The sequence below is a fragment of the Pseudomonas sp. NPDC087598 genome, from assembly GCF_044743525.1.
Taxonomy (GTDB): domain Bacteria; phylum Pseudomonadota; class Gammaproteobacteria; order Pseudomonadales; family Pseudomonadaceae; genus Aquipseudomonas.
Genome location: NZ_JBIUWQ010000007.1, coordinates 112625 through 137742, shown reverse-complemented (window position 1 = coordinate 137742; position 25118 = coordinate 112625). Strand labels below are relative to the sequence as shown.

Annotated in this window: 25 protein-coding genes and 1 pseudogene; 8 read left to right on the top strand and 18 right to left on the bottom strand. The window is 59.8% G+C overall.

Annotated features, from left to right (window positions below; genetic code table 11):
* Positions 1-210: 210 nt before the first annotated feature.
* From ACIOWE_RS06545 to ACIOWE_RS06535, 3 genes are all read right to left on the bottom strand, one after another.
* Positions 211-1749, bottom strand: coding sequence for a cryptochrome/photolyase family protein (locus ACIOWE_RS06545; RefSeq protein WP_401388829.1), 1539 nt, complete (start codon positions 1747-1749; stop codon positions 211-213).
* 104 nt (positions 1750-1853) lie between these two features.
* On the bottom strand, positions 1854-2978 hold the full coding sequence (locus ACIOWE_RS06540; protein ID WP_401388827.1) for an alkene reductase: 1125 nt from the start codon (positions 2976-2978) through the stop codon (positions 1854-1856).
* A 105-nt stretch (positions 2979-3083) separates the two neighbouring features.
* Positions 3084-3761: a type 1 glutamine amidotransferase domain-containing protein gene (locus tag ACIOWE_RS06535; RefSeq protein WP_401388824.1), complete on the bottom strand. Its 678-nt coding sequence runs from the start codon at positions 3759-3761 to the stop codon at positions 3084-3086.
* 210 nt (positions 3762-3971) lie between these two features.
* Between ACIOWE_RS06535 and ACIOWE_RS06530 the strand changes: the two genes are divergently transcribed.
* Positions 3972-4556, top strand: coding sequence for a TetR/AcrR family transcriptional regulator (locus ACIOWE_RS06530; RefSeq protein ID WP_401388821.1), 585 nt, complete (start codon positions 3972-3974; stop codon positions 4554-4556).
* A gap of 57 nt (positions 4557-4613) precedes the next feature.
* On the opposite strand, the gene ACIOWE_RS06525 is transcribed toward ACIOWE_RS06530, so the two are convergent.
* From ACIOWE_RS06525 to ACIOWE_RS06495, 7 genes are all read right to left on the bottom strand, one after another.
* Positions 4614-7052 (bottom strand): TonB-dependent siderophore receptor, encoded by a 2439-nt coding sequence (locus ACIOWE_RS06525; RefSeq protein ID WP_401388819.1) that lies wholly within the window; start codon positions 7050-7052, stop codon positions 4614-4616.
* 99 nt (positions 7053-7151) lie between these two features.
* On the bottom strand, positions 7152-8120 hold the full coding sequence (locus ACIOWE_RS06520) for a FecR family protein (protein WP_401388816.1): 969 nt from the start codon (positions 8118-8120) through the stop codon (positions 7152-7154).
* The gene (locus ACIOWE_RS06515; protein WP_401388813.1) at positions 8117-8623 is read right to left on the bottom strand and encodes a sigma-70 family RNA polymerase sigma factor; all 507 of its coding nucleotides are present in this window, start codon (positions 8621-8623) and stop codon (positions 8117-8119) included. Before ACIOWE_RS06515 ends, ACIOWE_RS06520 begins: the two co-directional genes overlap by 4 nt.
* 96 nt (positions 8624-8719) lie before the next feature.
* Complete coding sequence (locus ACIOWE_RS06510) at positions 8720-9643, bottom strand: LysR family transcriptional regulator (protein ID WP_401388810.1); 924 nt, start codon at positions 9641-9643, stop codon at positions 8720-8722.
* A gap of 112 nt (positions 9644-9755) precedes the next feature.
* Entirely contained in the window at positions 9756-10466 is a 711-nt protein-coding gene (locus ACIOWE_RS06505; RefSeq protein ID WP_401388807.1) for an SDR family NAD(P)-dependent oxidoreductase, read from the bottom strand.
* Positions 10467-10516: 50 nt separating this feature from the next.
* Entirely contained in the window at positions 10517-11173 is a 657-nt protein-coding gene (locus ACIOWE_RS06500; protein WP_401388804.1) for a DsbA family oxidoreductase, read from the bottom strand.
* Entirely contained in the window at positions 11170-11385 is a 216-nt protein-coding gene (locus tag ACIOWE_RS06495; protein WP_401388801.1) for a 4-oxalocrotonate tautomerase family protein, read from the bottom strand. The genes ACIOWE_RS06500 and ACIOWE_RS06495 overlap by 4 nt, the downstream gene beginning before the upstream one ends.
* A gap of 242 nt (positions 11386-11627) precedes the next feature.
* Between ACIOWE_RS06495 and ACIOWE_RS06490 the strand changes: the two genes are divergently transcribed.
* Together ACIOWE_RS06490 and ACIOWE_RS06485 are read left to right on the top strand one after the other, a co-directional pair.
* The gene (locus ACIOWE_RS06490) at positions 11628-12245 is read left to right on the top strand and encodes a hypothetical protein (protein ID WP_401388799.1); all 618 of its coding nucleotides are present in this window, start codon (positions 11628-11630) and stop codon (positions 12243-12245) included.
* A 113-nt stretch (positions 12246-12358) separates the two neighbouring features.
* The gene (locus ACIOWE_RS06485; RefSeq protein ID WP_401388796.1) at positions 12359-12718 is read left to right on the top strand and encodes a hypothetical protein; all 360 of its coding nucleotides are present in this window, start codon (positions 12359-12361) and stop codon (positions 12716-12718) included.
* A gap of 202 nt (positions 12719-12920) precedes the next feature.
* Here the strand turns inward: ACIOWE_RS06485 and ACIOWE_RS06480 are convergent, their stop codons facing one another.
* Together ACIOWE_RS06480 and ACIOWE_RS06475 are read right to left on the bottom strand one after the other, a co-directional pair.
* Complete coding sequence (locus tag ACIOWE_RS06480; RefSeq protein WP_401388793.1) at positions 12921-13616, bottom strand: tRNA (adenine(22)-N(1))-methyltransferase; 696 nt, start codon at positions 13614-13616, stop codon at positions 12921-12923.
* Positions 13617-13731: 115 nt separating this feature from the next.
* The gene (locus ACIOWE_RS06475) at positions 13732-14730 is read right to left on the bottom strand and encodes an NAD(P)-dependent alcohol dehydrogenase (RefSeq protein ID WP_401388790.1); all 999 of its coding nucleotides are present in this window, start codon (positions 14728-14730) and stop codon (positions 13732-13734) included.
* 178 nt (positions 14731-14908) lie between these two features.
* On the opposite strand from ACIOWE_RS06475, the gene ACIOWE_RS06470 reads away from it, so the two are divergent.
* The gene (locus tag ACIOWE_RS06470) at positions 14909-15841 is read left to right on the top strand and encodes a Gfo/Idh/MocA family protein (protein WP_401388787.1); all 933 of its coding nucleotides are present in this window, start codon (positions 14909-14911) and stop codon (positions 15839-15841) included.
* Positions 15842-16088: 247 nt separating this feature from the next.
* Here the strand turns inward: ACIOWE_RS06470 and ACIOWE_RS06465 are convergent, their stop codons facing one another.
* From ACIOWE_RS06465 to ACIOWE_RS06445, 5 genes are all read right to left on the bottom strand, one after another.
* Positions 16089-17351, bottom strand: coding sequence for an NAD(P)/FAD-dependent oxidoreductase (locus ACIOWE_RS06465; protein WP_401388784.1), 1263 nt, complete (start codon positions 17349-17351; stop codon positions 16089-16091).
* Positions 17341-18933: an aldehyde dehydrogenase (NADP(+)) gene (locus ACIOWE_RS06460; RefSeq protein WP_401388781.1), complete on the bottom strand. Its 1593-nt coding sequence runs from the start codon at positions 18931-18933 to the stop codon at positions 17341-17343. Before ACIOWE_RS06460 ends, ACIOWE_RS06465 begins: the two co-directional genes overlap by 11 nt.
* Positions 18934-19003: 70 nt before the next feature.
* On the bottom strand, positions 19004-19951 hold the full coding sequence (locus tag ACIOWE_RS06455) for a dihydrodipicolinate synthase family protein (protein ID WP_401388778.1): 948 nt from the start codon (positions 19949-19951) through the stop codon (positions 19004-19006).
* Between the two features lie 55 nt (positions 19952-20006).
* On the bottom strand, positions 20007-20933 hold the full coding sequence (locus ACIOWE_RS06450) for a 4-hydroxyproline epimerase (protein WP_401388775.1): 927 nt from the start codon (positions 20931-20933) through the stop codon (positions 20007-20009).
* A 22-nt stretch (positions 20934-20955) separates the two neighbouring features.
* Positions 20956-22581, bottom strand: a complete 1626-nt coding sequence (locus ACIOWE_RS06445; RefSeq protein WP_401388772.1) for an APC family permease — start codon at positions 22579-22581, stop codon at positions 20956-20958.
* 221 nt (positions 22582-22802) lie between these two features.
* Here ACIOWE_RS06445 and ACIOWE_RS06440 point away from each other — a divergent pair, with 221 nt between their 5' ends.
* Complete coding sequence (locus ACIOWE_RS06440) at positions 22803-23573, top strand: helix-turn-helix domain-containing protein (protein WP_401388770.1); 771 nt, start codon at positions 22803-22805, stop codon at positions 23571-23573.
* Positions 23574-23679: 106 nt separating this feature from the next.
* Here the strand turns inward: ACIOWE_RS06440 and ACIOWE_RS06435 are convergent.
* Positions 23680-23859 (bottom strand): annotated as a pseudogene (locus ACIOWE_RS06435) (DUF6124 family protein); the annotation flags it as partial.
* Between the two features lie 457 nt (positions 23860-24316).
* Here ACIOWE_RS06435 and ACIOWE_RS06430 point away from each other — a divergent pair.
* The 3 genes from ACIOWE_RS06430 to ACIOWE_RS06420 are packed head-to-tail and all read left to right on the top strand — an operon-like array spanning position 24317 to position 25089.
* The gene (locus ACIOWE_RS06430) at positions 24317-24604 is read left to right on the top strand and encodes a hypothetical protein (RefSeq protein WP_401388767.1); all 288 of its coding nucleotides are present in this window, start codon (positions 24317-24319) and stop codon (positions 24602-24604) included.
* 13 nt (positions 24605-24617) lie between these two features.
* The gene (locus tag ACIOWE_RS06425) at positions 24618-24815 is read left to right on the top strand and encodes a DUF3885 domain-containing protein (RefSeq protein ID WP_401388764.1); all 198 of its coding nucleotides are present in this window, start codon (positions 24618-24620) and stop codon (positions 24813-24815) included.
* Positions 24805-25089 carry a hypothetical protein gene (locus tag ACIOWE_RS06420; RefSeq protein WP_401388761.1) on the top strand — a complete coding sequence of 95 codons (285 nt, stop codon included), beginning with the start codon at positions 24805-24807 and terminating at the stop codon, positions 25087-25089. Before ACIOWE_RS06425 ends, ACIOWE_RS06420 begins: the two co-directional genes overlap by 11 nt.
* Positions 25090-25118 lie beyond the last annotated feature (29 nt).

Here is a 25118-nt window from a genome sequence, read left to right as displayed (position 1 = left end):
ATTGAGCGACGGCTGGCGAAGCCACTGCGCCGCTTTCGAGCGCCTGGCGCAGACGCAGGACCTCTGACTCAAGCGCCTCACGAGTAAGATGTTTCAGGGATTCCACCACTCATGCCTTATTGATTGTTGTGCTCTGAGCTCATTCAACGTACTGCAAACGAACACTCTGGATCACCCATTGACACGGCGCCTCATGCTTAAGTTGCAGCTTCAAAACGACTGACCGTTATCCAGCCTGTCGAGCAGCCCCTGGCCACGCTGCCAAAGTGCCTGTTGCTTGTCCGCAGACATGCGGTCGAGGTTTTTGTAGAGCATGCCCATGCGTTGATTGCCGCGCAGAACATCGCCATGACGGATCAGGAAATGCCAGTAAAGAGAATTGAAGGGGCAGGCGTCATCAGTGGTGCTTTCAGCCACTTTGTAAGCACAGCCGCGACAGTAATCGGACATCCTTTTGATGTACTGGCCGCTCGCGCAGTAGGGCTTGGAACCGAGATAACCACCGTCGGCATGCATCACCATGCCCAACGTGTTGGGCAGCTCGACCCAGTCGAAAGCGTCCATGTAAATGGCCAGATACCATTCGCAGATCTGCTTCGGCGCAATGCCGGTCAGCAAGGCGAAATTGCCGGTCACCATCAGCCGCTGGATATGGTGGGCATAGGCGTGTTTCAGGCTTTGACCGATGGCCTGGCGCATGCAATTCATCTGCGTGTCACCGGTCCAGTAGAACTCCGGTAATGGCCTGCTGTTACCGAATGCATTGCCCTCGGCGTAGTCGGGCATCTTCAGCCAGTAAACGCCACGCACGTATTCGCGCCAGCCGATCAATTGCCGAATAAAGCCTTCGGCGGCATTCAGGGCAACGCTGCCCGACCAATAGGCGGCCTCCACGTCGCTGCACAGCTGACGCAGATCGAGCAGCCCGATGTTGAGCGCAGCGCTGATCCGCGCATGAAACAGAAACGGTTCGTCGCTGGCCATGGCGTCCTGATAATCGCCAAAACCGGCCAGGCCGAAATCCATGAAATATGCCCACAGCGCCTGAGCATCGGCGTGTGTCACCGGGTAGTTGAAGTCGTCTACGGAACCGTAGTGGTTGGCAAAGCGTTCTTTCACCAGCGCGATGACTTCGTGGGTGATGGCGTCTGTAGCGAAGTTGAGCGGGTAGGGCGGCTTGACACCTTTGGGCAGCGACTTGCGATTGTCGGCGTCGAAATTCCACGCGCCGCCAACCGGCGTTCCGTCGCCGTTGAGCAGGAGTCGACTCTTGCGGCGCATCTCGCGATAGAAGAACTCCATGCGCAGCTGCTTTTTACCGGCCGCCCAGTCGGCGAATTCGCCACGTGTGCAGAGAAAACGGCTGTCGCTGTGCCATTCAATCGGCAAACCACAGTCCTTCAACGACTGCTCCAGACGCCAGTCACCGGTTTCGGTCAGGTGCACCTCGTCCGGCTGTAATAGCGCATGCCAGCGCTGCAATTCGCTGGGCACGGTGCCGGTATTGTCTGGGTCGTCGAGCGTGACGTACTGCACCCGAAAGCCCTGGCCGCGCAACGCCTCGGCAAAGTGCCGCATGGCGCTGAACACCAGCACGATCTTTTGCGGGTGATGAGGAACATGGCTGGCTTCCTCCATCACCTCTACCAGCAGAACGGTGTCGCGTTCGCGATCCAGCCCCAGCAACGAGGCGAGATCGAAAGATAACTGGTCGCCGAGGACCAGGCACAGCCGGTGGGTTGCTTTCATGCGAACGGATTCAGCCTGATGAGAGGCAATAGAGTTAGCCAGCGGTCGAGGGGCCTTTGTTCAGATAGTTGTACGGAAATGTGATTTTGTATAGGTTTTTCTGATCAGCCGGGATACATCGGGTAATCGACGTAGCCTTCAGCAGTGCCGCCGTAAACCGTGGCCGGGTTGAGGGCGTTCAACGGCCAGTCGTTGGCGATTCGCGCCGGCAGATCCGGGTTGGCCATGAACGGGCGACCGAAAGCGACCATGTCGGCGAGGCCGGAATCGAGTAACCGCGCGCCGGATTCGGCGTTGTAACGCCCGGCGTAAATGATCGCGCCGCTGAAGGTTTCGCGTACCGCTTGGCGGAAGGTTTGCGGCATGGCGGGTGCATCGTCCCAATCGGCTTCGGCGATAGACAGATAGGCGATGCCGACTGCTTCGAGGATTTTGATCGCTTCAATGTAGGTGGTGTAGGGATCTTCCTCGACCATGCCCAGATACGTCCGCGCTTCATCGGTGGTGCTGAACAGCGGCGCGAAACGCACACCGACTTTTTCCTTGCCGATGCATTCGGCGACGCCTGCCACCACTTCGCGCAGAAAACGCAGGCGGTTTTGCAACGAACCACCGTACTGATCGATGCGCAGATTGCTGTGGGCGGAGATGAACTGGTTGACCAGATAACCGTTGGCGCAGTGCAGTTCGATGCCGTCGAAGCCGGCCTCCATCGCATTGCGCGCGGCCTGAATATACAGCTGAACCAGTTCTTCAACTTCGTCGGTGCTCAGTGCGCGAGGTGTCGACGGCGGCACCAGTTCGCCAGTGCCGGGCGCGGTTTCGATGAACACGCTGACCCGGTCGGTGGCGACGGCGGAAGCCGAAACCGGCGCGGCGCCACCCGGTTGCAATGCACTGTGGGACACGCGACCGACGTGCCAGAGCTGGGCAAATATCACGCCGCCGACCGCATGCACGGCGTCGGTGACTTTGCGCCACCCGGCAATTTGTTCCGGCGTGTGAATGCCCGGTGTCCAGGCGTAACCCTGGCCACGCGGTTCAATCTGCGTGCCCTCGGTCACCAGCAAACCGGCGCCGGCACGCTGTTGGTAATACTCGGCCATCAATTCATTGGCGATGTTGCCCGGCTGGGTGCTGCGCTGGCGGGTGAGGGGTGGCAGGACGATACGGTTTTTCAGGGTGTGCAAGCCAAGCTTGGCGGGAGTGAAGTAAACGCTGTTGTTCATGGGGAACCTTGTGCAGGGATTTATTAGACCAGTCGTCTATTGGGCGGGCAAAAAAAACGCCGTGCGGCACGCGCACGGCGTTCGGGGGTATCGACGCGGCAGGTATCAGCCGAGCATCTTCAACAGTTTCTCGGCAACAGCGGCGGAGCTGGCCGGGTTCTGGCCAGTGACCAATTGCCCATCAGCGACCACATGCACCTGCCAGTCAGCCACTTTGGAGTAACGGCCGCCGAGGCGCTGAAACTCGTCTTCGATCAGGAACGGCACCACGTCGGTCAGGCCAACAGCAGCCTCTTCCGAATTGGTGAAACCGGTGACTTCGCGATGCTGGATCAACGGTTTGCCTTGAGCATTCACAACGTGACGCAGCACGCCCGGCGCATGGCAGACGAAACCGTGGGGCTTGTTGCTGCGGTCAAACGCTTCGATGAGGGCGATCGACTGTTTGTCTTCGGCCAGATCCCATAGTGGACCGTGGCCACCTGGATAGAACACAGCGTCGAAATCATCTGCGCTCACTTCGGCCAGGCGCCCGGTGTTGGCCAGTGCCTGTTGAGCTGCCGGGTCTTGGCGGAAGCGGTCGGTCTCGGCGGTCTGGGCGTCGGGCTCATCACTTTTCGGATCGAGCGGTGGCTGGCCGCCGGCTGGCGAGACCAGGGTGACGTCGGCACCGGCGTCCTTGAAGGCGTAGTAGGGGGCGGCGAATTCTTCCAGCCAGAAGCCGGTTTTCTTGCCGGTGTTGCCGAGTTGATCGTGCGAAGTCAGAACCATCAAGATTTTCATAGAGCACCCTGGGGTTGATCGAGTGGCGTCACTGCGCAACGGATTTGCGCAGCGGCGACACCGGAAGATTGCATGTCGGAGCGCAGCATAGTTTCCAATTAGACCAGTCGTCTAGTAATTTTTTATCCGAAGCTTTTTCAGTGACAGGTGTGGCAAACTTCCGTTCCTCTGAAATAAACGACTGGTCTATTGCCTGGTATTTTGCGCCCCATGAAACCGACCTACGACGATACCCGCCAACACTTGCTCGATACCGGCCACCGGATGATGGCCGAGAAGGGCTTCACCAGTGTCGGCCTCAATGAGATCCTGCAAACCGCCGGTGTGCCCAAGGGCTCGTTCTATCACTACTTCAAATCCAAGGAACTCTACGGCCAGGCCTTGCTTGCGGACTACTTTGTCGGTTATCTCACTGACATGGAGCGACGCCTGACATTGCCGGGGCTGAGTGCTTTTGAACGGCTGATGGATTACTGGCAGGGCTGGCAGGATCGCTGCACCCTCGAAGGGCACGGCGACGAATGTCTGGTGGTGAAGCTCAGTGCCGAAGTCGCCGACCTGTCCGAGTCGATGCGCCTCACGTTGCGTGATGGTGCCGAACAAGTGGTGTCGCGCATTACCCTGTGCATCGAGCAGGGCCAGGCGGAAAAGAGTCTGCCCGGCGGCGATGCCCGCCATCTGGCGGAAACCCTTTATCAGCTCTGGCTGGGGGCGAGCCTGCTGAACAAGTTGCAACGTACCGGGCAATCGTTGAATACGTCGATGGCGACCACCCGGCAACTGTTGGCTGTTTGACGTTCAGGTTGATCCGCCGCAAACCGGCATCCGGCGGATCGACGCTGAACAGATGACTCAGAACTCCGGTGTGTACTTCACGCTGAACATCACATTGCGCGGGTCGCCGAAGTTGTTGTTGCCGTTGAGCTGGTTGTAGGCAGCGGTGTAGTAGCGCTTGTCGAAGAGGTTGTTGGCGTTCACCGCCAGACCGATTTCCTTGCTCAACTGGTAGCCGAGACGGGCACTCCACACGGTGTAACCGGCGACGTCGTAGGTGTGTTCATAACCCAGCGTGTGGCTTTGGGTGGTGAAACCCAGACCAGTGCTGACGCGTTCCCAGTCGCCGCTGAACTGGTAGTCGCCCCAGACCCGCAGCATGTGTTTCGGCGTCCAGGTGCTGAAGACTTTGCCTTCATTGTCCGGGTCATCGAGGTATTTGGTGGTGTTGTAGGTGTAGCCGGCGAACAGTTGCAGGTTGTTCAGGACTTCGCCGCTGATCTCGGCTTCGATCCCCTGACTGCGGACTTTGCCGGCGGCGTTGGAGCAATACCAACCGTCGCAGACCATGCCCGAAGCGAGGTCGTTGACGGCACGGTTTTCCTGGTCGTAGCGGAATAGCGCCAGCGAGGTGTTCACCCGGCCATCCAGCAATTCGCCCTTGAGCCCGACCTCATAGTTGCTGCCCACCACCGGTTTGAGCGCCGAGCCGCTCGCCGTGCGGTTGGTCTGCGGCTCGAACACGTCGGTGTAGCTGGCGTACACCGCCCACTCGCGGCTCAGGTCGTAGACGATGCCGGCATACGGTGTGACTTCGCCGGTTTCGTTCATGGTGCTTTCCGGTTGAGGGATCGCCACATTACTGAAGGCTCTTTGCGTTGCGTACTTGTAGCTGTAATCGAACCAACTGACGCGCGAGCCCAGCACCAGAGTCAGCGAGTCGATCGGTTTTACCCGCCAACTGCCATACAAGCCCTTCTGGCGAATGTCGTATTTGCTCGGCGTTCCTTGGCCGCCCGGTGTGTTCAGTAGCCCTTCGTAACTGATGTCCGGACGGTCATGATCGATGTCGAAAATCGTGTCAGTGGTGTTGTTGTTAAAGGTTCGAGCGTATTTGTCGTCGGACGTGTACTTGGCGTAGTTACCGCCGAGCATGACTTCGTGCTCCATCGACAAGGCTTCGAAATGGCCGGTGAGATTCATGTCGAGACCGAGTTTGGTCGCATCGAAATCCGTCACGAAGTCAGCGTATTGAATACCGCTGCCATCAGGCTTGATCCCGTCGCCGCTGGTTTGCAGCCGCTGACTTTTGCCCTTGTTGGTTTCATCCATGCGCACGGCGCCGACCTTGAACGCCCAATCGTCATTGAAGCGGTGCTCCAGATCGGCGTAAAGCGTGGTGACGTCGATGTCCAGATGGTTCCAGCGCGCGCCGCCGTAGGTCGATCGCGGCACATTCAGCGGCTTGCCGTCGGAGTAGCGGGGCAGGCCACGGATCATCGGGCGTGACTCGCCATCCGAGTTGCTGATGGCCAGACCGAGCGTGGTGTCGTCGCGCAGATCGAAGTCCAGCGCGCCGTACAGCGAGTGGGTTTTGCTCCATTCGTAATCGACGAACGACTGGCTCTGGTCTTCGTCGGCAACGAAGCGCCCGCGCACGGTGCCCGTCGAGTTCAGCGGGCCACCGGCATCCAGTTGCAGGCCGTAGTGATCCCAGGAGCCGGCCTTGCCGGTGATGGTCACGGTCGGCGCATTCTGACCGCGTTTACGCACCAGATTGATCGCGCCACCGGGGCTGCCGGTGCCTTGTAGCAGGCCGGATGCGCCACGGAGAATTTCCAGGCGATCAAAGAAAATCAGGTCCTGTGTCGCCCAGTTACCCAGGGCGTAAGAGTTACGCATGATCGGCACGCCGTCGTACTGCCAGTCGTCGATCTGAAAACCGCGCGAAGTGAGGATCATGCCTTTGCCCACGCCCTGAACACCGACCAGCCCTGTGGTTTTGTTGGCCGCGTCCTTGAGATCGGTAAGGCCCTGATCGTCCATTTGTTTGCGGGTCATCACGGTGACCGACTGCGGAATTTCCTTGAGCGTGTGCGTGCCTTTGCCGATGGTCACGGCCTTTGCGGCGTAGGATCCCGAGCCTTCGGTGGTGGCGCCGTAGCTGCGTTCAACGATGTTGGTGGCACCCAGTTGCAGCGCCGCGTTGCTGTCAGTGGCCGGCTCGACGCTGAAGTTGCCTTGCCCTGTCACGCGTAGCTGCAAACCGCTGCCCGACAGCGCCTTTTGCAGCGCCTGTTCAGCCGGCATCTGGCCGATCACCGCCGGCGCCCGTTTGCCTTGCACCAGCGCTGGCTCCAGCGAAATGATTTGCCCGCTCTGGCCGGCAATCGCATTGAGCGTGCTGGCGAGAGGGCCGGCCGGCAGATTGAAACTCAGGTCTTGCGCCAGCGCTGAGCTCGCCAGGGTTGCCAGGGCAACGGCGACGGGAAGGGTACGGGGCCACGTGTTGAGCACAACATTCTCCTGTTTGTTTTGAAGTGTCAGGAGATAGGAGGGATGAGAAATGAAAACCGGACACAAACAAGAACGATTTTCAAAAAAACTTTTCGCCCATCACTTTTTGCTGATCAATGTCAGCCACGGACTGTAACGATTCACGCGAATCGGCAGGGTTTCGGCCAGGGCGCCGAGGGTGCGTTCGGGGTCGTCCAGCGGGAACACGCCTTGCACGCGCAGACCGCGAATCTCCGGTGCCACGCGGACGAAACCACGATGGTAAGGACGCAGCGCTCCGACCACTTGCTCCAGCGACTCATCCAGCACATTCAAACGCCCGCTCAACCAGTCGGCGCGTCGACGCTCATCGCCGCTGGCCAATGTGATGCTGCGCGGGGAGAGCAGCGCTGCCTGGCCTTCATGAACGATTTGCGTGGTGCCATCGAACAACCGGGCCTGCACGGAATGCTGCAGCACCACGAGGCGACTGGCGTCCTGTTCTTGAATGACCAGGAAACGCGTGCCCAGTGCACGCATTTCGCCTTCGGCGGTGCATACGATTAGCGGACGGCGCGGATCGGGCGCGACATCGATGACCAATTCGCCGTGGCGCAGAATGACCACCCGCTGCTGATCATCGAAACGCAGATCCACCGCGCTGTCGGCGTTCAGGCTCAGGCGGCTGCCATCGGCCAGATTGAACGTCTGTCGCTGACCGCGTCCGGTATGCAGATCAGCCAGCAGCGTTTCTCCCAGGCGGGTTTTACTGCCAAGCAACAGACTGCCACCCAGCAGACCCAGGCCGGCGAGCAAGCGCAAGGCGTCGCGGCGCGAGGCCTGTGGCTGCAACAAAACCTGACGCGCCTCACTCGCCTGGCCGGGCAGGCGTCGATCCAGCGTTCGTACCGTGTTGAACGATCCGCCGAGGCGTTCCTGCAAGTTGTTCCAGGCCTGGCTATGCGCGCGGTCCATCGCCAACCAGGCGTCGAAACGTTGTTGCAGTGCGGCATCCGGGGTGCCGGCGCGAAGCTTGACCATCCAGTCGATGGCCTGCTCGCTGATCGGGTCCAGGCGGGTTTTGCTCATGGCGCCATGTCGCACAGGTAGCACTGGCGCAAGGCCTGTTTCATGTAACGGCTCACCGTCCGCTCCGACAGCCCCAGTTTCTGCGCAATCGCCACGTAGCTCAGCCCATCCAGTTGGCTGTAGAGGAACGTCGCCTTGACGATCAACGGCAAGCCGTCGATGGCCCGGTCGATGGCCACAAGGGCTTCGATCAATTGCAGTTGTTCTTCAGGGGAGGGCGCCAAGGCTTCGGGCAATGCCGAGAGGCGCTCAAGGTAAGCCAGTTCCAGCTTGCGTCGACGATGACGGTCGAAGATCAACCGGCGCGCAATGGTCGACAGGTAGGCGCGTGGCTGCTCGATGCTGTCAGGGTCCACTCGCGCCACCAACAACTGGCAAAAGGTATCGGCGGCGGTGTCCTCGGCGTCCGCGTGGTTACGTACCTGCCGATTGATGTGTTGCAGCAGCCAACGATGATGATCGCTGAAAAAGAATCCCAGCTTGCTGGACGGAAGAGAATGCACTGGTGAGCTTTCCAGATGTTAGTGAGAATCTCTCTCAATACTACCTGCGTGGCCAGAGCCAGTGCAATCGGTCTGTCGTGTCGGGCGTATTTGCCGCTAAAGCGCCGCCCATTGCTCGCGGTATTGCAGAAGAAAATCGACGAAGGCGCGCACGTGTTGCGGCACATAGCGGCCGTGCGGGTACAGCAAGGTGTAAGGCCTTGAGCGACCGCTATAGGTTTGAAGAACCTCGACGAGGCGGCCGTCCGCCAGTTCCTGTTCGACAATGAATTTGTAGGTCTGGAACAGTCCCGCGCCATGCTTGGCCAGGGTTACGCCGCCGAGCACATCGTCTGAGCAGGAGTAACCGCCGTCGGAGAACACTTCACGATCCTTGCCATCTTCCTGAAACAGCCAGGAAATCCGCCGCCCGCTGCTGGGCAGTTCGAACTGGATGCACTCGTGCTGCGCCAGATCTTCCAGGGTCTGCGGTGCGCCCGCTTTGTGCAGGTAGTCGGGCGACGCCACCACCACCAGTCTGGCGTCTTCAAGCAGGCGTGCAATCAGGGTCGAGTCCGGTTGTGCGCGGACGCGGATCGCCAGATCGTAGCCCTCGGCGACGAAGTCGATATTGCGATTACCCAAGTGGATGTCCACTGTGACTTGTGGGTAAAGCGCTCGAAATGCTGGCAGCAACGGCAGAATGCGGTGATGCCCGTAAGTGGTCGGAAGACTGATGCGCAAGCGTCCTGACGCGGTCGTTTGCGCGCCCATGACTTCTTGTTGCGCCTCGACCAGTTGGGTCAGGGCCTGGCTGCACTGGACGAAAAAATTTCGCCCGGCCTCAGTCAACCGAATGCTGCGCGTGGTTCTGGCGAAAAGCCGCGAACCCAGGCGTTGTTCCAGACGCAGAATCGATCGGCTCACCGCTGCCGGTGTCACCCCGGCTAGCTGTGCGGCAGCGGTGAAGCTGCGGGCCTCGGCGGCGAGGCAAAAGAGTTCGATACTGCCCAACTGCAAGTCATCAAAGTGGCGTTTCATAAAGGCGGACACCGAGTCTCAACGGACATTTCATCCCGGTGTTTACTACATGAAACGGCACCGCCGGTATACACCGACAGTGCCGTTTTCTGTTGCAGGGACAACCGAGCAATCAATGCCCCGCGCTCTGACCGCCATCGACGTGCAGGATTTCACCGGTCACGAAGTTCGCGCTGTCCAGATAGAGGATCGCTTGCACGATGTCGTCAATCTCACCCATATGACCCAGCGGATGCAGGCTGCCGAGCGCTTCGTGAGTCTCCACACCATGCATCGGCGTCTTGATGATTCCCGGCGACACGGCGTTGACCCGAATCCCGCGCTTGGCGTATTCGATCGCCAGCGATTTGGTTGCCGCGTTGATGCCGCCCTTGGTCAGCGAGGCCAGCACCGAAGGTACGCCGTCGATGGCATGGTCAACCAGGCTCGTAGTCACGCTGACGATGTGGCCGCTGCTGTGCTTCTCCATCTCGTCAATCGCCAGTTGCGAGATGTGGAAGAAGCCGCTCATGTTGGTGGCCACGACCTGGGCGTAATCTGCCTGGCTGTATTCGGTGAATGGCTTCGCGACAAAGATGCCCGCGTTATTGACCAGCGTGTCGATGCGACCGAAACGGGCCACGGCTTGGCGAATCACGCGCTCGGCCGTTGCAGGATCAGCGATGTCGCCAGCGACGGTCAGAATGTCCGGATCCGTTGAAGGCTGGATTGAACGGGACGTCGCGACCACTTGATAACCGCGCTCACGGAAGCCTTTGACCAGGCCTGCGCCAATGCCCTGAGATGCGCCGGTAATCACTACGACTTTATTGGACGTGCTCATGATGATTCCTCATGTAATCGAGATGAATTGAGTGAACAGATTTTCAAGGGTCAGACGTGAGCGACAACCTGCGCCGCCTGGAGCAGCGCTTGCCGGTAATCAGCGACCGATTGCGATCCGGACAGGAGGTGCCGGTCGTTGATGATCATCGCCGGGACCGACTGGACGCCGCGCTGCTGGTAAAGCGCTTCCAGCTCGCGGACTTCGCGAGTGAACTCCGCAGAGGCCAGCACGGCTTCTGCACGCTGGCTATCGAGCCCCGCGTCCTTGGCCAGATTCACCAGTGTCTGGCGGTCATCAGGTTTTTTTCCATCCGTGAAATAAGCCCGCAACAAGACTTTTTTCAGCGAACGCTGGCGCCCCTGTGTCGAGGCCCAGAACAGCAAGCGGTGGGCATCGAACGTGTTGTAAAAATGACTGCGTTTTTCCAGGTCGAAGCGAAAGCCGATTTCTTCACCGCGTTGAATGATCATCGCGTTGCGCTGCGCCACTTGCTCCGCGGTGCGGCCATATTTGCGCATCATGTGCTCGATCGCGTGTTCGCCCGCCGCTGGCATGTGCGGATTCAGTTCGAACGGCTTGTAGCTCAGTTCAACCTCAACTTCACCGGCCAGACTCTCGATCGCTTGCTCAAGTGCGGTAACGCCAAGCGCGCACCATGGGCAGACAACGTCCGAGACAACATCGACTTTCACCACGCGGCTCATGATGGCGAGTCCGACAACTGTTTGCGGTACTGCGTGGTCGTCATGCCGGCGTAACCCCAGTTATCGGTGTCGACTTCCTCGATGACGATGTGCGTGAGTTTCGGATCCTTGTTGAGCACCCGTTGCATCGTTTCCGTGATCTCCTTGATCACTTGGGCTTTCTGCTCGCGGGTGACGCCATCACGGGTGATGCGCACGCTGATGAAAGGCATTTGAGTATCTCCAGTGGTCAGCCTGTCGGAGTGACGGGCTGCTGTTGGAGAGAACTTTAAGAAGTTGCAGATGGTTGATAAATGGGGTTTCAGGTACATCATTTATGATGTGGTGTATCAAATGCCAAAAACACAGAGCCGGCCTTTGGACCCTGTTCGGCGACAAAACGACGGGGGCGGGTAAGTCAAGTCTGCCTAAACGAGGGGCGCTGCCATAACATCGCGGTCTTACGGAGCAATCGATGATCGATGAAGAACAGCTAGTGGATCTTTATGAAGCCGGCGATGCGTTGGCTGGCGGAGATAGCAGTGCAATGCAGCGTTTGCTTCCACACATGAAAAACCGCGAGTCGTACAGCGACATCCCGGTGCTGTTCTACGTCGCTGAAAACGTGGAGACACTCGATTTTCTTGCGGAAAATGACGTGGATTTTTTTCAAAAAAACAGTTTGGGCGGTGGCTGCTTGCTGCATCGCACGGCGCTGGAAAGTAATGATTCCGTCTTCGCATGGGTACTCGGCTGGTACAAAACCCACAACCTGATTGACGTCCCTGATGACGCGGGCGTTACGACGTTGTCGGCACTTTTGAAACTCGGCCCGATAGAGCGTGCAAGTCAATTGATCGACGCTGGAGCAAGTGTTGACTCAGTGGCGGACAACGCTCTGACCCCGGCGCGACAAGCCGTTTTCCATATGGGAGAAGAAGCGCAGGCCATTGAAGGTCTGAGGATACTTCTAGCGCATGGATTGACCGTGCGTGCGGACGAGGCCGTCTATTTGGCGGACGCCGCGCGACGCATTGAGAGGCACGTTCTTGCCCAGTGGATTGAGGATTGCTTTCAGGAAGTAATACGTTGATATGTTCCGCTAGGTTCAAAACTCGTGCGGCAGGGCTTAAAGGTATGCAGTTCACGCCGTTGGAAAACGTGCTCTGGTCGGCCGGCAAACCAATTTGAAACAAGGACTTGTTTATGCAAAAGGCTGATTCTGTAACGCCGGACCCATCGCAGCAGCAGGTGTGCGACAAATATGGGCTGACACCACACCCTCCCGAGGCGATGGTTGCCATTGCCTTGGACACTCTGCACAAATCACCGATCTACGGGAGCAGAATCACCTTGCCCGAGGGTGGCACAGTCAGTTGGTTCATTCACTGCGGCGAGCACTCGCCGGCCATTGATTTTTATCAAGCGCTGCACGCAAGCCATTTGGTCGATGAGTTGCCGGAGGTAGTGAAGTATCTTTTCCTGCCCGAAGGATCCAGATTCATTATCGACAGAGACGGCTACGAAGACGTCTGGATGGCGGGCGCGGAATCGTCTACCGATTGAAAGTGCAGAGAGTCACGCCACCAGTGAAAGCACGAGATCGACAACACACCGTATGGACTTGGATGGTCCTTAATGGCGACCTCATACAAACCGTGTGAGTCAGACGTTGCAATGAGCCAGGCAGGAAAGAGCCCAAGCGCATTCAATCGCTTGATATCGACCTTGGCGCGAATACTCTGAGCGATGCCTGTATCTATCCAGCTCAGGCCAACATTTCACTGATCCATTGAACTTGCCGGGCCACGTCTTGCACCTTCGCCTCTGGTAAAGCCTGCTGCGCCCGAGCGAACTGGGCCAGCGTCTTCTGCTTTTCATGCAGCCGGTGTTGCCACTTGTTCAGGAACTGCGGACTGCGCGCCTGCATCTGCAGCGGGCCGAAGTACAGTTCTTGATCGGTGTAGAAAACAGACTCTGCACGTTCTGCGACGATGATTTCGTAGTCGAAACGGTTTTCCCGCAGCAGTTCCTCGTGGAGGATGCGGTAGCCGTTGTCCATCAGCCATTGGCGCAGTGGTTGCTCGCCGCCGTTGGGTTGCAGGATCAGGCGTTCTTCGCCGCTCAAATGCGCCTTGCCGCTGTCGAGGATGTCGCGGATCGTCTCGCCACCCATGCCGCAGATACTGACGGCGGTGATCCCGTCGCCAGGCTCGATTGCCGCCAGACCATCGGCCAGGCGCACGCTGATGTGTTGCTGCAGGTCGTTGTCGCGCACCGTGCGTTCGGCCGCATGAAAGGGCGTCAACGCCACCTCACCGGCCACGGCCGCTGCAATCACTTCGCGACGCATCAGCGCCACCGGCAGATAGCCGTGATCGGAGCCGATATCGGCCAGCCTTGCGCCGCTCGGCACATGCGCCGCCACGCGCTCCAGGCGCATGGACAAAGTCTGTTCGTTCAACGGCAACCCCTGATCAATACAAAACTGCGGCAGCGATGGCCGCAAAAGGGCTGCGACTTTGTCGAGCAACGCGCTGGCTGTCAAATCCCGGCGACGAGGATCACGGTGCGAGCCTTCAGCCTGCCAGCGTCGCGTTGTCGATCACAAAGCGATATTTCACGTCGCCCTTGAGCATGCGCTCGTAGGATTCGTTGATCTGATCAGCACGGATCAATTCGATGTCGGAGACGATGCCGTGTTCGGCACAGAAATCCAGCATCTCCTGAGTTTCCGGGATGCCGCCGATCATCGAACCGGCAATCGTGCGGCGTTTCATGATCAGGTTGAACACGTTTGGCGAGGGATGCGGCGAGGCGGGTGCGCCGACCAGCGTCAACGCACCATCGCGCTTGAGCAGCACAAGAAACGCATCGAGATCGTGCGGGGCCGCGACGGTGTTGAGGATGAAATCAAAGCTCTTGGCATGCGCCGCCATCTCTTCGGCATTGCGCGACACGACAACCTCATCGGCGCCCAGTTGTTTTGCCGCTTCGCGTTTCGATTCGGACGTGGTGAACGCCACGACATGCGCGCCCATGGCATGGGCCAGTTTGATCCCCATGTGTCCGAGGCCGCCGATGCCGACCACGCCGACTTTCTTGCCCGGCCCGGCATTCCAATGACGCAGCGGCGAGTAGGTGGTGATCCCCGCGCAGAGCAGTGGCGCGACGGCTGCCAGTTGCGCCTCGGGATGGCGGATGCGCAGCACATAGCGCTCATGCACGACGATGTTTTGCGAATAGCCGCCAAGCGTCCAGCCGGGGGCATCCGGCGTCGGGAAGTTGTAGGTGCCGATCATGCCGTCGCAGTAATTTTCCAGACCGGTTTCGCAGTCGTCGCAATGTTTGCAGCTGTCGACGATGCAGCCGACGCCGACCAGGTCACCGATCTTGAAATCCGCGACATGTGCGCCGACGGCCGAGACGCGCCCGACGATTTCATGGCCTGGTACGCAGGGGAATTGCGTGCCGGCCCATTCGGCGCGCACCAGATGCAAGTCCGAATGGCAGATGCCACAGAAGGCGATGTCGATCTGCACGTCATGGGCGGCCGGCGCGCGGCGGTTGATCTGCATTGGCTCAAGGGGTTTGTCGGATGCCCATCTTTGCTGTTTTGCGCGACGAGGGAATAGCGCATTTCTGTGTAATGCTTGCCTGATCCTGCGAGGCCTTGTGACGTTGTGCAGACAGACGACCGCAGTGTTTGCAGGTAATCTGCCGGTTCGCTGACTAAAACAAAAACAGGAGCCATTGATGCAACCGATCCGTCTCGGTCTGGTGGGTTACGGCAAGATTGCCCAGGATCAACATGTCCCGGCGATTCTCGCCAATCCCGCATTCCAGTTGCTGTCGGTCGCCACGCAAGGCAAACCTTGCGCCGGTGTCGAGAATTTCCAGTCGTTGCGCGAATTGCTCGCCAATGGCCCAAAGGTCGATGCGATTGCCTTCTGCACGCCGCCGCAGGGGCGATTTGCGTTGGTGCAGGAAGCGCTGGCCGCCGGCAAACATGTACTGGTGGAAAAACCGCCCTGTGCAACATTGGGTGAGGCAATGGCATTGGTCAGTCTGGCTGAGCAGCAAGGCGTCAGTGCGCTGTTCGCCTGGCACTCGCGCTATGCGCCCGGCATTGCCGCCGCCCGCAACTGGCTCGCCAGCCGCACCCTGCAAAGCGTGCACATCGACTGGAAAGAAGACGTGCGCAAGTGGCACCCCGGCCAGACCTGGATCTGGCAGCCGGGTGGTCTGGGCGTCTTCGATCCGGGCATCAACGCCTTGTCGATCGTCACGCACCTGCTGGCGCTGCCGTTATTTGTCGAGTCCGCCGAACTGCGCGTGCCCGACAACTGCCAGTCGCCGATTGCCGCTTCGATCAAAATGTCTGACGCACAGCATCTCGATGTGCGCGCCGAATTTGACTTCGACCATGGCCATGACGAACTCTGGAGCATCGAAATTCGCTGCGCCGAGGGTGTTTTGCGTCTGGATAACGGCGGCGCGTTGCTAAGCATCGATGGCGTGCGTCAAGCGGTATCGGAGGAGGGCGAGTACGCGGCGGTGTATCGGCATTTTCAGCAGTTGATTGGCGATAGGGCCACTGATCTGGATCTGCAGCCGTTGCGGTTAGTGGCGGACAGCTTCTTTGTCGGGAGTCGGGTGTTGGTGGAGCCGTTTTACGACGCCATTTGAGTCTGACGCCATTCCAGTGTGGGAGCGGGCTTGCTCGCGAATGCGCAGGGTCATTCAACAACGATGTTGGCTGGCCCGACGCCATCGCTGGCAAGCCCGCTCCCACAGTGATTGTGGTTGTACCCTTCACCTACGTTCACCGCAAAAACCTGTGGGAGCTGGCTTGCCAGCGATGGCGGAAGGTCATTCAACAGAAACTTTGGCTGGCTGGACAATTTCGCGAGCAGGCTCGCTCCCACAATTTTGCTTAGAAACGATCAAGTGTGTAAGGCTCGATACCCGGCAGGCCAGATTCCTGTTGAGCCATCGGCAACACCATCCGCACAACCATCTCCGCCGTCACCGCGGCCTGCGTCAGCCCCAGATGCTGATGTCCGAAAGCAAGTAACACTTTCCCCCCGCACACCTGATCAATCACCGGCAGTGAATCCGGCAACGACGGCCGAAAACCCATCCATGGCGTTGCCGCTTCAGCACTCAGGTCCTTGCGAAACAAGCCCTGACTCAACCGATGCAACTGCCACGCACGTTCCATGCTTGGCGGACGTTGCAGCCCGGCGAATTCGACCGTGCCCGCCAAGCGCAAGCCTTCGGACATCGGCGTCATGATGAACTTGCGTTCGAGCGAGGTGACGGGGAAGGGCAGGCGGTTGTGTTCCTGCGGCAGCATCAGGTGATAACCACGCTCGGTGTCCAGCGGGACTTTCTTGCCGGTGAGTGCGGCGGTGAGTTTTGCCGAGTGCGCGCCGCAGGCGATCAACACGCGGCTCGCGGTCAAGTCCCCCGCAGCGGTCATCAACGAAACACCGTGTGCCTGCACATGGCCGCCCTGAACCTGTTGCTGCACAAAGCTCACGCCGCTGGCTTTCGCCGCTTCGACCAATGTGCACACCACCTGAAAAGGATCGATGAAATGCCCGGTGCGCGGGAAGAACAGGCCGCCCTGAATCTGTTCGCTGAGCTGTGGCGCGGTTTCCTGTATCGCGCCTGCCGACCAGAAATCGACCGGCACTTGCTGTTGACGCATACGAGTCTGGAGCGCCTCGATGGCCTGACGTGATTCGGCACGTTCGAACACCAGCAGCGAACCGTCGACTTTCAATAGTTCGGGATGGCCGATGTCATCGAGCAAACGGTGCCAGGCCTCCAGGCTGCTTTCGTTGAGTGCGCGCAAACCGGCGACGGTTTTCTGGAAAGGCTGCGCCCGCAGGTTCAATAACAACCGGGTGAACCAGGGCAGGGCGCGGGGCATGTATTTCCAGTCCAGTCGCAGTGGCCCCATCGGGTCCATCAGCATCGCCGGCAAGCGTTTGAGAATCGACAAGTCAGCAATCGGAAACACTTGCTCGGTCGCCAGATGCCCGGCATTGCCGAACGATGCACCGTGGCCGGGCTCCTGCTGATCGATGACGACTACTCGCTGGCCCTGACGGGCGAGACGCACTGCACAGGCAACGCCGATGATGCCGGCGCCGACCACGGCGATATCGTACGCGGCGTTATTGGGCATTTTTCGCGGCTTCCCTTTGCCCGTCGAGCAGGCGGCGCAAGTGCAATGGATTGGCTTGCTTCAGTGCGGTGGGCAGCAGGCTGTCGGGGAAGTCCTGATAGCAGACCGGTCGCAGAAACCGCAGGATCGCCGCGGTTCCGACCGAAGTCGTACGCGCGTCGGAAGTGGCCGGGAATGGCCCGCCGTGGACCATCGTGTCACAGACCTCGACCCCGGTGGGCCAGCCGTTGACCAGCAGGCGCCCGGCCTTGCGTTCCAGTGTCGGCAGCAACGCATGGGCTTGTTTGAGGTCTTCGTCGTCAAGGTGCAGCGTGGCGGTCAACTGGCCTTCGAGGTGTTCGATCACCTGACGGATTTCGTCGTCATGGCTGCATTGCACGATCAACGACGCCGCGCCGAACACTTCGGCTTGAAGAGACTGATCTGCAAGAAAGTCAGCGGCTTCGGTGACGAAAACGTGGGCCTGACACTGGTTCGGACCATCACCCCTCTGACCCACAGCAGCAATATGTGCGCGGGCGTTCTCAGACAAGGCATTCACGCTCGCCTCATAGGCATTGAAGATGCCGGGCGTGAGCATCGTCTGCGCCGGGCTACGCTGGATCAGCTCGGTCACGGCAGCCACAAAGCCGTCGAGCGTCGGCCCCTTGCGAGCAATCACCAGACCGGGATTGGTGCAGAACTGCCCGGCACCCAAGGTCAGCGAACTGACAAAACCCTCGGCCAACGCTTGCGCACGATGGTGCAGCGCTGCCGGAAACAGCAACACCGGATTGATCGAGCTCATTTCCGCATAGACAGGTATCGGTTCGGGCCTTGCCTGTGCGGCTTGAAGCAGCGCCAGCCCGCCGCTGCGCGAACCGGTAAAACCGACGGCTTTGATCCGCGGATCGCTGACCAGCGCGATGCCGACTTCGCGGCCAGAGCCGTACAACAGCGAAAACACGCCCTGCGGCAGATCGCAGGCTTTCACCGCCCGCGCCAGTGCCTGGCCGACCAGTTCACTGGTGCCGGGATGCGCGCCGTGCGCCTTGACGATCACCGGGCAACCGGCCGCCAGTGCCGAAGCGGTATCGCCACCGGCCACGGAGAATGCCAAGGGAAAATTACTCGCGCCAAACACCGCCACCGGTCCCAATGGCACCTGCCGTTGCCGCAGATCCGAGCGCGGCAGTGGCTGGCGCTGCGGTTGCGCGGTATCGACGCGTACATCCAGCCATTCACCGGCCCGTACCGTGCGCGCAAACTGGCGCAGTTGCTGACAGGTGCGGCCTCGCTCGCCGAGCAGACGCGCACGCGACAGGCCGGTTTCGGCTGCGGCGCGGTCGATCAGTTCATCGCCGAGGGCTTCGATTTCACTGGCAATGCTTTCAAGAAATTCGGCACGGGTATCCAGGGATGTCTCGCGATAGCGGTCCAGCGCCGCCCAGGCCAACGCGCAGGCTTGCTCGACATGCTCGGCCGATCCGCCGGCATACGCCGGTTCCAGCGCGGCATCCGTGGCCGGGTTGATCCCTCGAATGGCTTCGCGGTTGCCCGCGATACTGTGCTGCCCGATCAGCATGTGGCCCGTCAGAGTCATGGTGCATTCCTGATGAAAAAAGTGATGCCTGCCGCGCATCAAAGATTCACGGCAGGTGAAAGGTGACGAATCAGGCCAAGTCCTGTTCCGCCGACCAGTTTTCGTACCAGTGACGGAACAGCGAATACTGGTTCTCGGCGTAACGACGCTGGGCGTCACTCAATACATCGGTCTCGTTGAAATGCAGGGTGTATTCCTTGTCCCCGTTGAGCACCATCAGGTGTTTGTAATACAGCACCAGATCGCAGCCCTCGTCGAACGACGACAACACCGCCAGCGCCGATTCCAGCTCCCGTGCCTGACGCCGTGCCTTGGCATCGCCCTTGGCCGCTTGCTTGCTCAGGGCCACCAGTTGCAGTACTTCGCGGGGCAGGGCGTTGCCGATTCCGGTGATCGCGCCGGTGGCGTTGCAGTTGACGAAGCCGTGTACCACTTGCGTGTCGACACCGACCATCAGGGTCACTTCGTCATCCTTGGAAGTGATGTTTTCGGCGGCGTAGCGCAGGTCGGCGCCACCGCCGAATTCCTTGAAGCCGATCAGGTTCGGGTACTCGCGGCGCAGTTCGAAGAACAGATCGGCACGGGTGGCAAAACCGTAGTAAGGGCTGTTGTAGATCACCGCCGGCAAATCGGGCGCGGCTTGCAGAATCGCGGCGAAATGGGCTTTCTGCGCGGCAGCCGAAGCGCCCCGGGACAGCACGCGGGGAATCACCATCAAACCCTGCGCACCAACTTTCGCCGCGTGGGCGGCATGGGCAACCGCTTCACGGGTATTCACCGCACCGGTCCCGACAATCGTCGGAATCCCCGCCGCCACCAGCCGCGCCACGCCTTCCTGACGTTCGGCTTCGGTAAGCAACGGCCAGTCGCCCATGGAGCCGCAGTACACCACCGCGCTCATGCCGATATCGATCAGCTCGCGCCCCTTGGCCACCAGTGCATCGAAGTCCGGTTTGCGCTGGGCGGTGCACGGGGTCATCAGGGCTGGCATGCAGCCGGTGAAGATGTTGTCGCTCATTGTTTTAACTCCTTGGCACATCGTTCAAATTGCGGTGAAAAGTCGGCGCGGCAGCTCAGATGCCCCACGCGAACGGGTCTGTTTCGTCGATCAGCAACGTGCTGTCGGCGGTCATGAAGGCGCGGCCGGTGATGTAGGGGCGAATACGTTCGCCTGCCCATTCGAAGCGGCCTTCGAACTGGCTGCCGGTAATGCTTGCCTGCACCCAGCGCGCACCGGGCTGCAACTTGTCGTCGGCAGCCAGGCAGGCGAGTTTGGCGCTGGTGCCGGTGCCGCACGGCGAGCGGTCGTAGGCTTTGCCGGGGCACATGACGAAGTTGCGGCTGTCGGCGTTGGCGTCGTCCGCAAACAGTTCGATGTGGTCGATTACGGCACCGTCCTCGCCGTAGATGCCTTGATCTTCGAGGGCCTTGAGCATCGCCCAGGTGTACGCGGTGAGGTGCTCGACGTTGTCCATCGTCAGCGTCTGGCCATGCTCGGAAACCAGGAAAAACCAGTTGCCGCCATAAGCGATATCGCCCAACACCCGGCCAAATCCCGGCACGTCCACCGGCACCTGTTTGCGGTAGCGGTAGGACGCCACGTTGCCCAGCGTCACGGCGCCGTCGTCATGCAAAGTCGCACTGACCGGGCCGACCGGCGTGTCAATCTTGTGCACACCTGGAGCGATCAGCCCCAGGTACTGCAACGAATTGATCAGGCCGATGGTGCCGTGGCCACACATGCCGAGGTAACCGGCGTTGTTGAAGAAAATCACCCCGCAAGTCGCGTCCGCCGACACCGGCTCGCAGTACAGCGCGCCGACCAGCACGTCGTTGCCGCGCGGTTCCAGCAGGCAGGCGCGGCGCCATGCATCATGTTGATCGCGCAGGGCATCGCGTTTCTCAGCCATGGTGCTGCCGGGCAGATCGGGAAAACCCTTCATCACCAGACGTGTGGGTTCGCCGCCGGTGTGGGAATCGATGACGTGTACTCGTTTCATGGACGTCTCTCGTTTGCAGATTTCAGTAAGCGCCGGCAGGGCGCGCATTCACGGAGGTGGCGGGGGCGGCGACTTCGCTTTCTTCATCGTCCTCTTCAAGGCGCAGCAGATGCGCCGGTACGCCGGTCGCGGCGCCCCAGTAATAAATACCGGTCGCACAGGCGGCCACGACGAGGGTGTCAAATGGATGGGCGAGAATGCCGAGGCCACCGAAGGTGCCGAGTTTCGACAGCACGATAGTCACCGCGTAGAAGGCGATCAGCCATGCAGAGGAACGCACCTGACGCGCCAGACTCAGGTGTGCGGTCGGCACAAAACGACCGCACAGCAGGTATACGACGAACATCAGGATTTGCAGGCCGAGCAGCCACGACACAGTGCTCCAGCCCGACCAGTAGACGATCAGCGCAGCGATGATGAACGACACCGGTCCGAGCACGCCCATGCACTTGACCCGGAACGGCCGCGGCATGTCCGGCGCATTGCGCCGCAATGCAGCCACCGACACGGGTGCCACGGCGTAGCTCAACACCAGTGCTGCGGAGACCACGTTGATCAACGCTTCCCACGACGGGAACGGCAGGGTCCAGAACACCGACAGGGCAAACGTCAGCCACAGTGCCGGGCGCGGGATGCCAGACTTCTCGTCGATGTGGGTGAACACCTTGAAGAAGGTGCCGGTCTGCGCCCAGCCGTAGATCACCCGTGGCGTGGCGTTCATGTAGATGTTGCCGCAGCCACTCGGCGAGATTACCGCGTCGGCGACCACCAGATACGCCAGCCAACCCACACCGAGCGCCAGTGCGATGTCGCGATACGGCAGGGCAAATTCCTTGCTCACACCGGCCCAGCCGTTGGCGAGCATTTCAGTCGGGATGCCGCCGAGGAAAGCCATTTGCAGCAGCACATAGATCAGGGTCGACAGCAGCACCGAGAGGATCAGTGCGATCGGAATCGTGCGCTGCGGATTCTTCACTTCGCTGGCCACCGAGATGATCGGCGTCAGGCCCAGATACGCGAAGATGATCCCGCCCGCCGAGACCGCCATCTCCACACCTGACAAGCCGAACGGCGCAAAGCCTTGTACGTGGAAGTTTTCCGGTTTGAAGAACGTGAACAGCACACCGATCACCAACAACGGCACGATGAACTTGAAGATGCTCACCAGATTATTGGCCTTGGCGAAGGTCTTCACGCTGCGATAGTTGAGCACGAAAAACAGGCACAGCAGCCCGAACTGCACCAGCCAGCCAAGCAGCGTCGGATCACCGGTGCCGGTCTTGGTCAGGCCGGGAAACCACGCCGCCGCGTATTGGCGCGAGGCAACCACCTCGATCGCCACCAGGCTGGAAAACGCGATCAAAGTGATGAAGCCCATCAGGTAACCGAGCAGCGGTCCATGGGAATAAACCGGGTAGCGCACCACGCCGCCGGCACGCGGCAGTGCGGCGCCCAGTTCGCAGTAGACGATGCCCAGCAGCAACACGGCGAAACCGCCCAGCAACCAGGAAAAAATCCCCGCCGGCCCGGCAATCGCCGACACGTGACTGGCCGCGAACAACCAGCCGGAGCCGAAGATCGCACCGAGCCCGATAAATGTGAGGTCGATCAGTGAAAGCTGTTTTTTGAACTTGCCTTGGCCTGACATGGCATCGCCTTCTTGTGAGTTATTGGATAGGCAGTTGTGTCACTGGGACGGCCAGACTTTGAACTCATCAGAGGTTGGGCGATTGATGTTTTGCAGTGGGATCGATGACGAATTCAGCACAATTGCGCCGACGGATCGCGGCGCTCGACAGGGCCGCGGTGTTGCTGCAATCTGCACGCGAACGCTGCTGGGCTATCCGCGAACAGGGGAGAGAATCCTTGATGCAGAACGCGTTTTCGATCCTCTGCCAGGCTGGCGACGGCAACCGTCCGCAAACCCTCGAAGAGCTGGTGGCCAGCACTGCGCTGCTGTTGCCGATGCTCGACGTGATCCCCAACGCGGTGATTTTCATCAAGGATGTTCAGGCCCGATACGTCCTGGCCAACCGCACACTGGTGCAGCGTTGTGGCTTGAAAGACTTGCGTCCGCTGCTCGGTAAAACCAGCGCGCAGGTGTTCCCGGCGCAGCTGGGGCCGGGCTATACCGAGCAGGATCGCAAAGTGCTGGAGGAGGGGTTTGTGCTGGAGGATCAGCTCGAATTGCATCTTTATGGCAGTCGCGAACCGGGTTGGTGCCTGACCCACAAACAGCCGCTGTACAACCGCGAGGGTCAGATTATCGGCCTGGCCGGTATCTCCGTGGATGTGCAGTCAGCCAGCGAAACCCATCCGGCCTTCCAGCGCCTGGCGGCGGTCGACGAGCACATTCGCAATCATTTCAACCGCCGCGTCACACTGGGCGAACTGACGCGCATCGCCGGTATTTCCGTCGCGCAACTGGAGCGCTACTGCAAACGGGTGTTTCACCTGACGCCCCGGCAAATGATCCAGAAAGTAAGGCTGGAACACGCCCATCGACTGCTGCACACCGAACTGCCGATTACCGAGGTTGCGCTGCAATGCGGCTACACCGACCACAGCGCTTTCACCCGCCAGTTCAAGGCCTCGACCGGGTTCACCCCCCGGCAGTATCGTCAGGCGACATCCCCGTAGGAGCTGCGGCACGCTGCGATCTTTTGATCTTGTTTTTAAAAACAAAAAGCAAAAGATCGCGGCCTGCGGCAGCTCCTACGCGATCACTGTGGTGAGGGAGCAGGTGTCAGTCCGGCATCTGCTGATTATCCAGCACCCAATTCACCGCCAGTTCCGCGAGCATGATCAGTTGTGCAATGCCCAGCAGCGCCCGACGCTGCGACGGGGGCAACAGACTGGCAACGTCCTGAGCAATGGTTTTGGCCGAAGCGAGCGCTTCACTGGCATCAGTCAGCAGTTCTTCGTTTTATTTAGCCGCCACGGCTCATCGCTAAACAAGTAAAGGTGGCGGCTGTACGCAGGTTAGCGATCCGGGTCACAGAAACCCCGGGTAGACCCGAAGGTCTCCCACGCACAGCCACCATGACGCCAAATGCAGATCGATAAAAACTGCAATTGAGACTGGGCATGTTGCGTCTGTAAGGTGCCGGATCGCTAAACCCGATCGCTGATTCGTCAGCGACCGCACCACAATAGAACCCGCCCCCAAGGCGCACAAGCCGGCGGATTCTGGCGTAGCTGTAGGCAATTACGCAAGGTCGTGTAGCCTGATTACGTGTCTTGGCGTTTCATTTAAACGTGAGTGTTTAAAAGCAAAAAATTGCAGGTGCGGAGGGCGTTATCGACCAACGGCAGAAGCCTGAGCGCCTCTCATACCCGCTAGACTGAATAGGCCACGAACCTCTTAAGACAGGAATTCCGCGATGATCGGAACACGAAAAGGCCGACACCCGCTGTGGCTCCTGCCCATCCTGATCGCCTTCAGCCTGACGCTCACGTCCGGTTGCTCAAACCGCAAACACTATCCACCCTCGGGCGTCGGCGACAGTTGCTACGCCAAAGCGCTGCCGACGGTCGGAGAAGGTGGCCTCGCCTGGGGCTCCAGCCTGAACATGGCCCGGCAAAAATCCATGGCTAACTGCATGCGTTATGCCGGACGCTCCGGGGGTACGCCGGGTACGTGTCAGGTGGTGTTGGCCAAGTGCAAATGACTAGGGACGAGCAATGTGGTTTCCCAGAGGGGCTGGAGTTGATTGCGGCGCCGCCGATACAGGATTACGGCAGAAAGGGGGTCAGTCAGGCCCGGTTGCATATCTGTATCACCGCCACAATGCCTGGCTGCTGGATTACGACCGGGCTGTAATGGATAGCACATTTGCGAACGCCGCTGTCGTTGCGGGTATCAAACGTCATGACCGATAAAGCCATGCAAGCCTGTCCTCGCTGTAAGTCCGCCGAACAGGTCAGGCTCAAAGCCATTCTGATTGGTGCAGCCAGCCCCGCAAAACGCTTCAACGGTGAGGAGAAAGCAGGTTATCAACGCCTTGATCAACTCGCCGTCGATGAGTGCAGACCCGAGCGCTTGAAAGACTCGCCACTTGAACAACTGGTTGACGGTTTTTACTGCGACCAGTGCGGGCACGGTTTTGTCGCCAGTGAGTGGCTAAAAGCCGAAGGCAACACGCGCTCGCGGTGACAAGACGGGTGACGGCAAGCGAGCTTCAC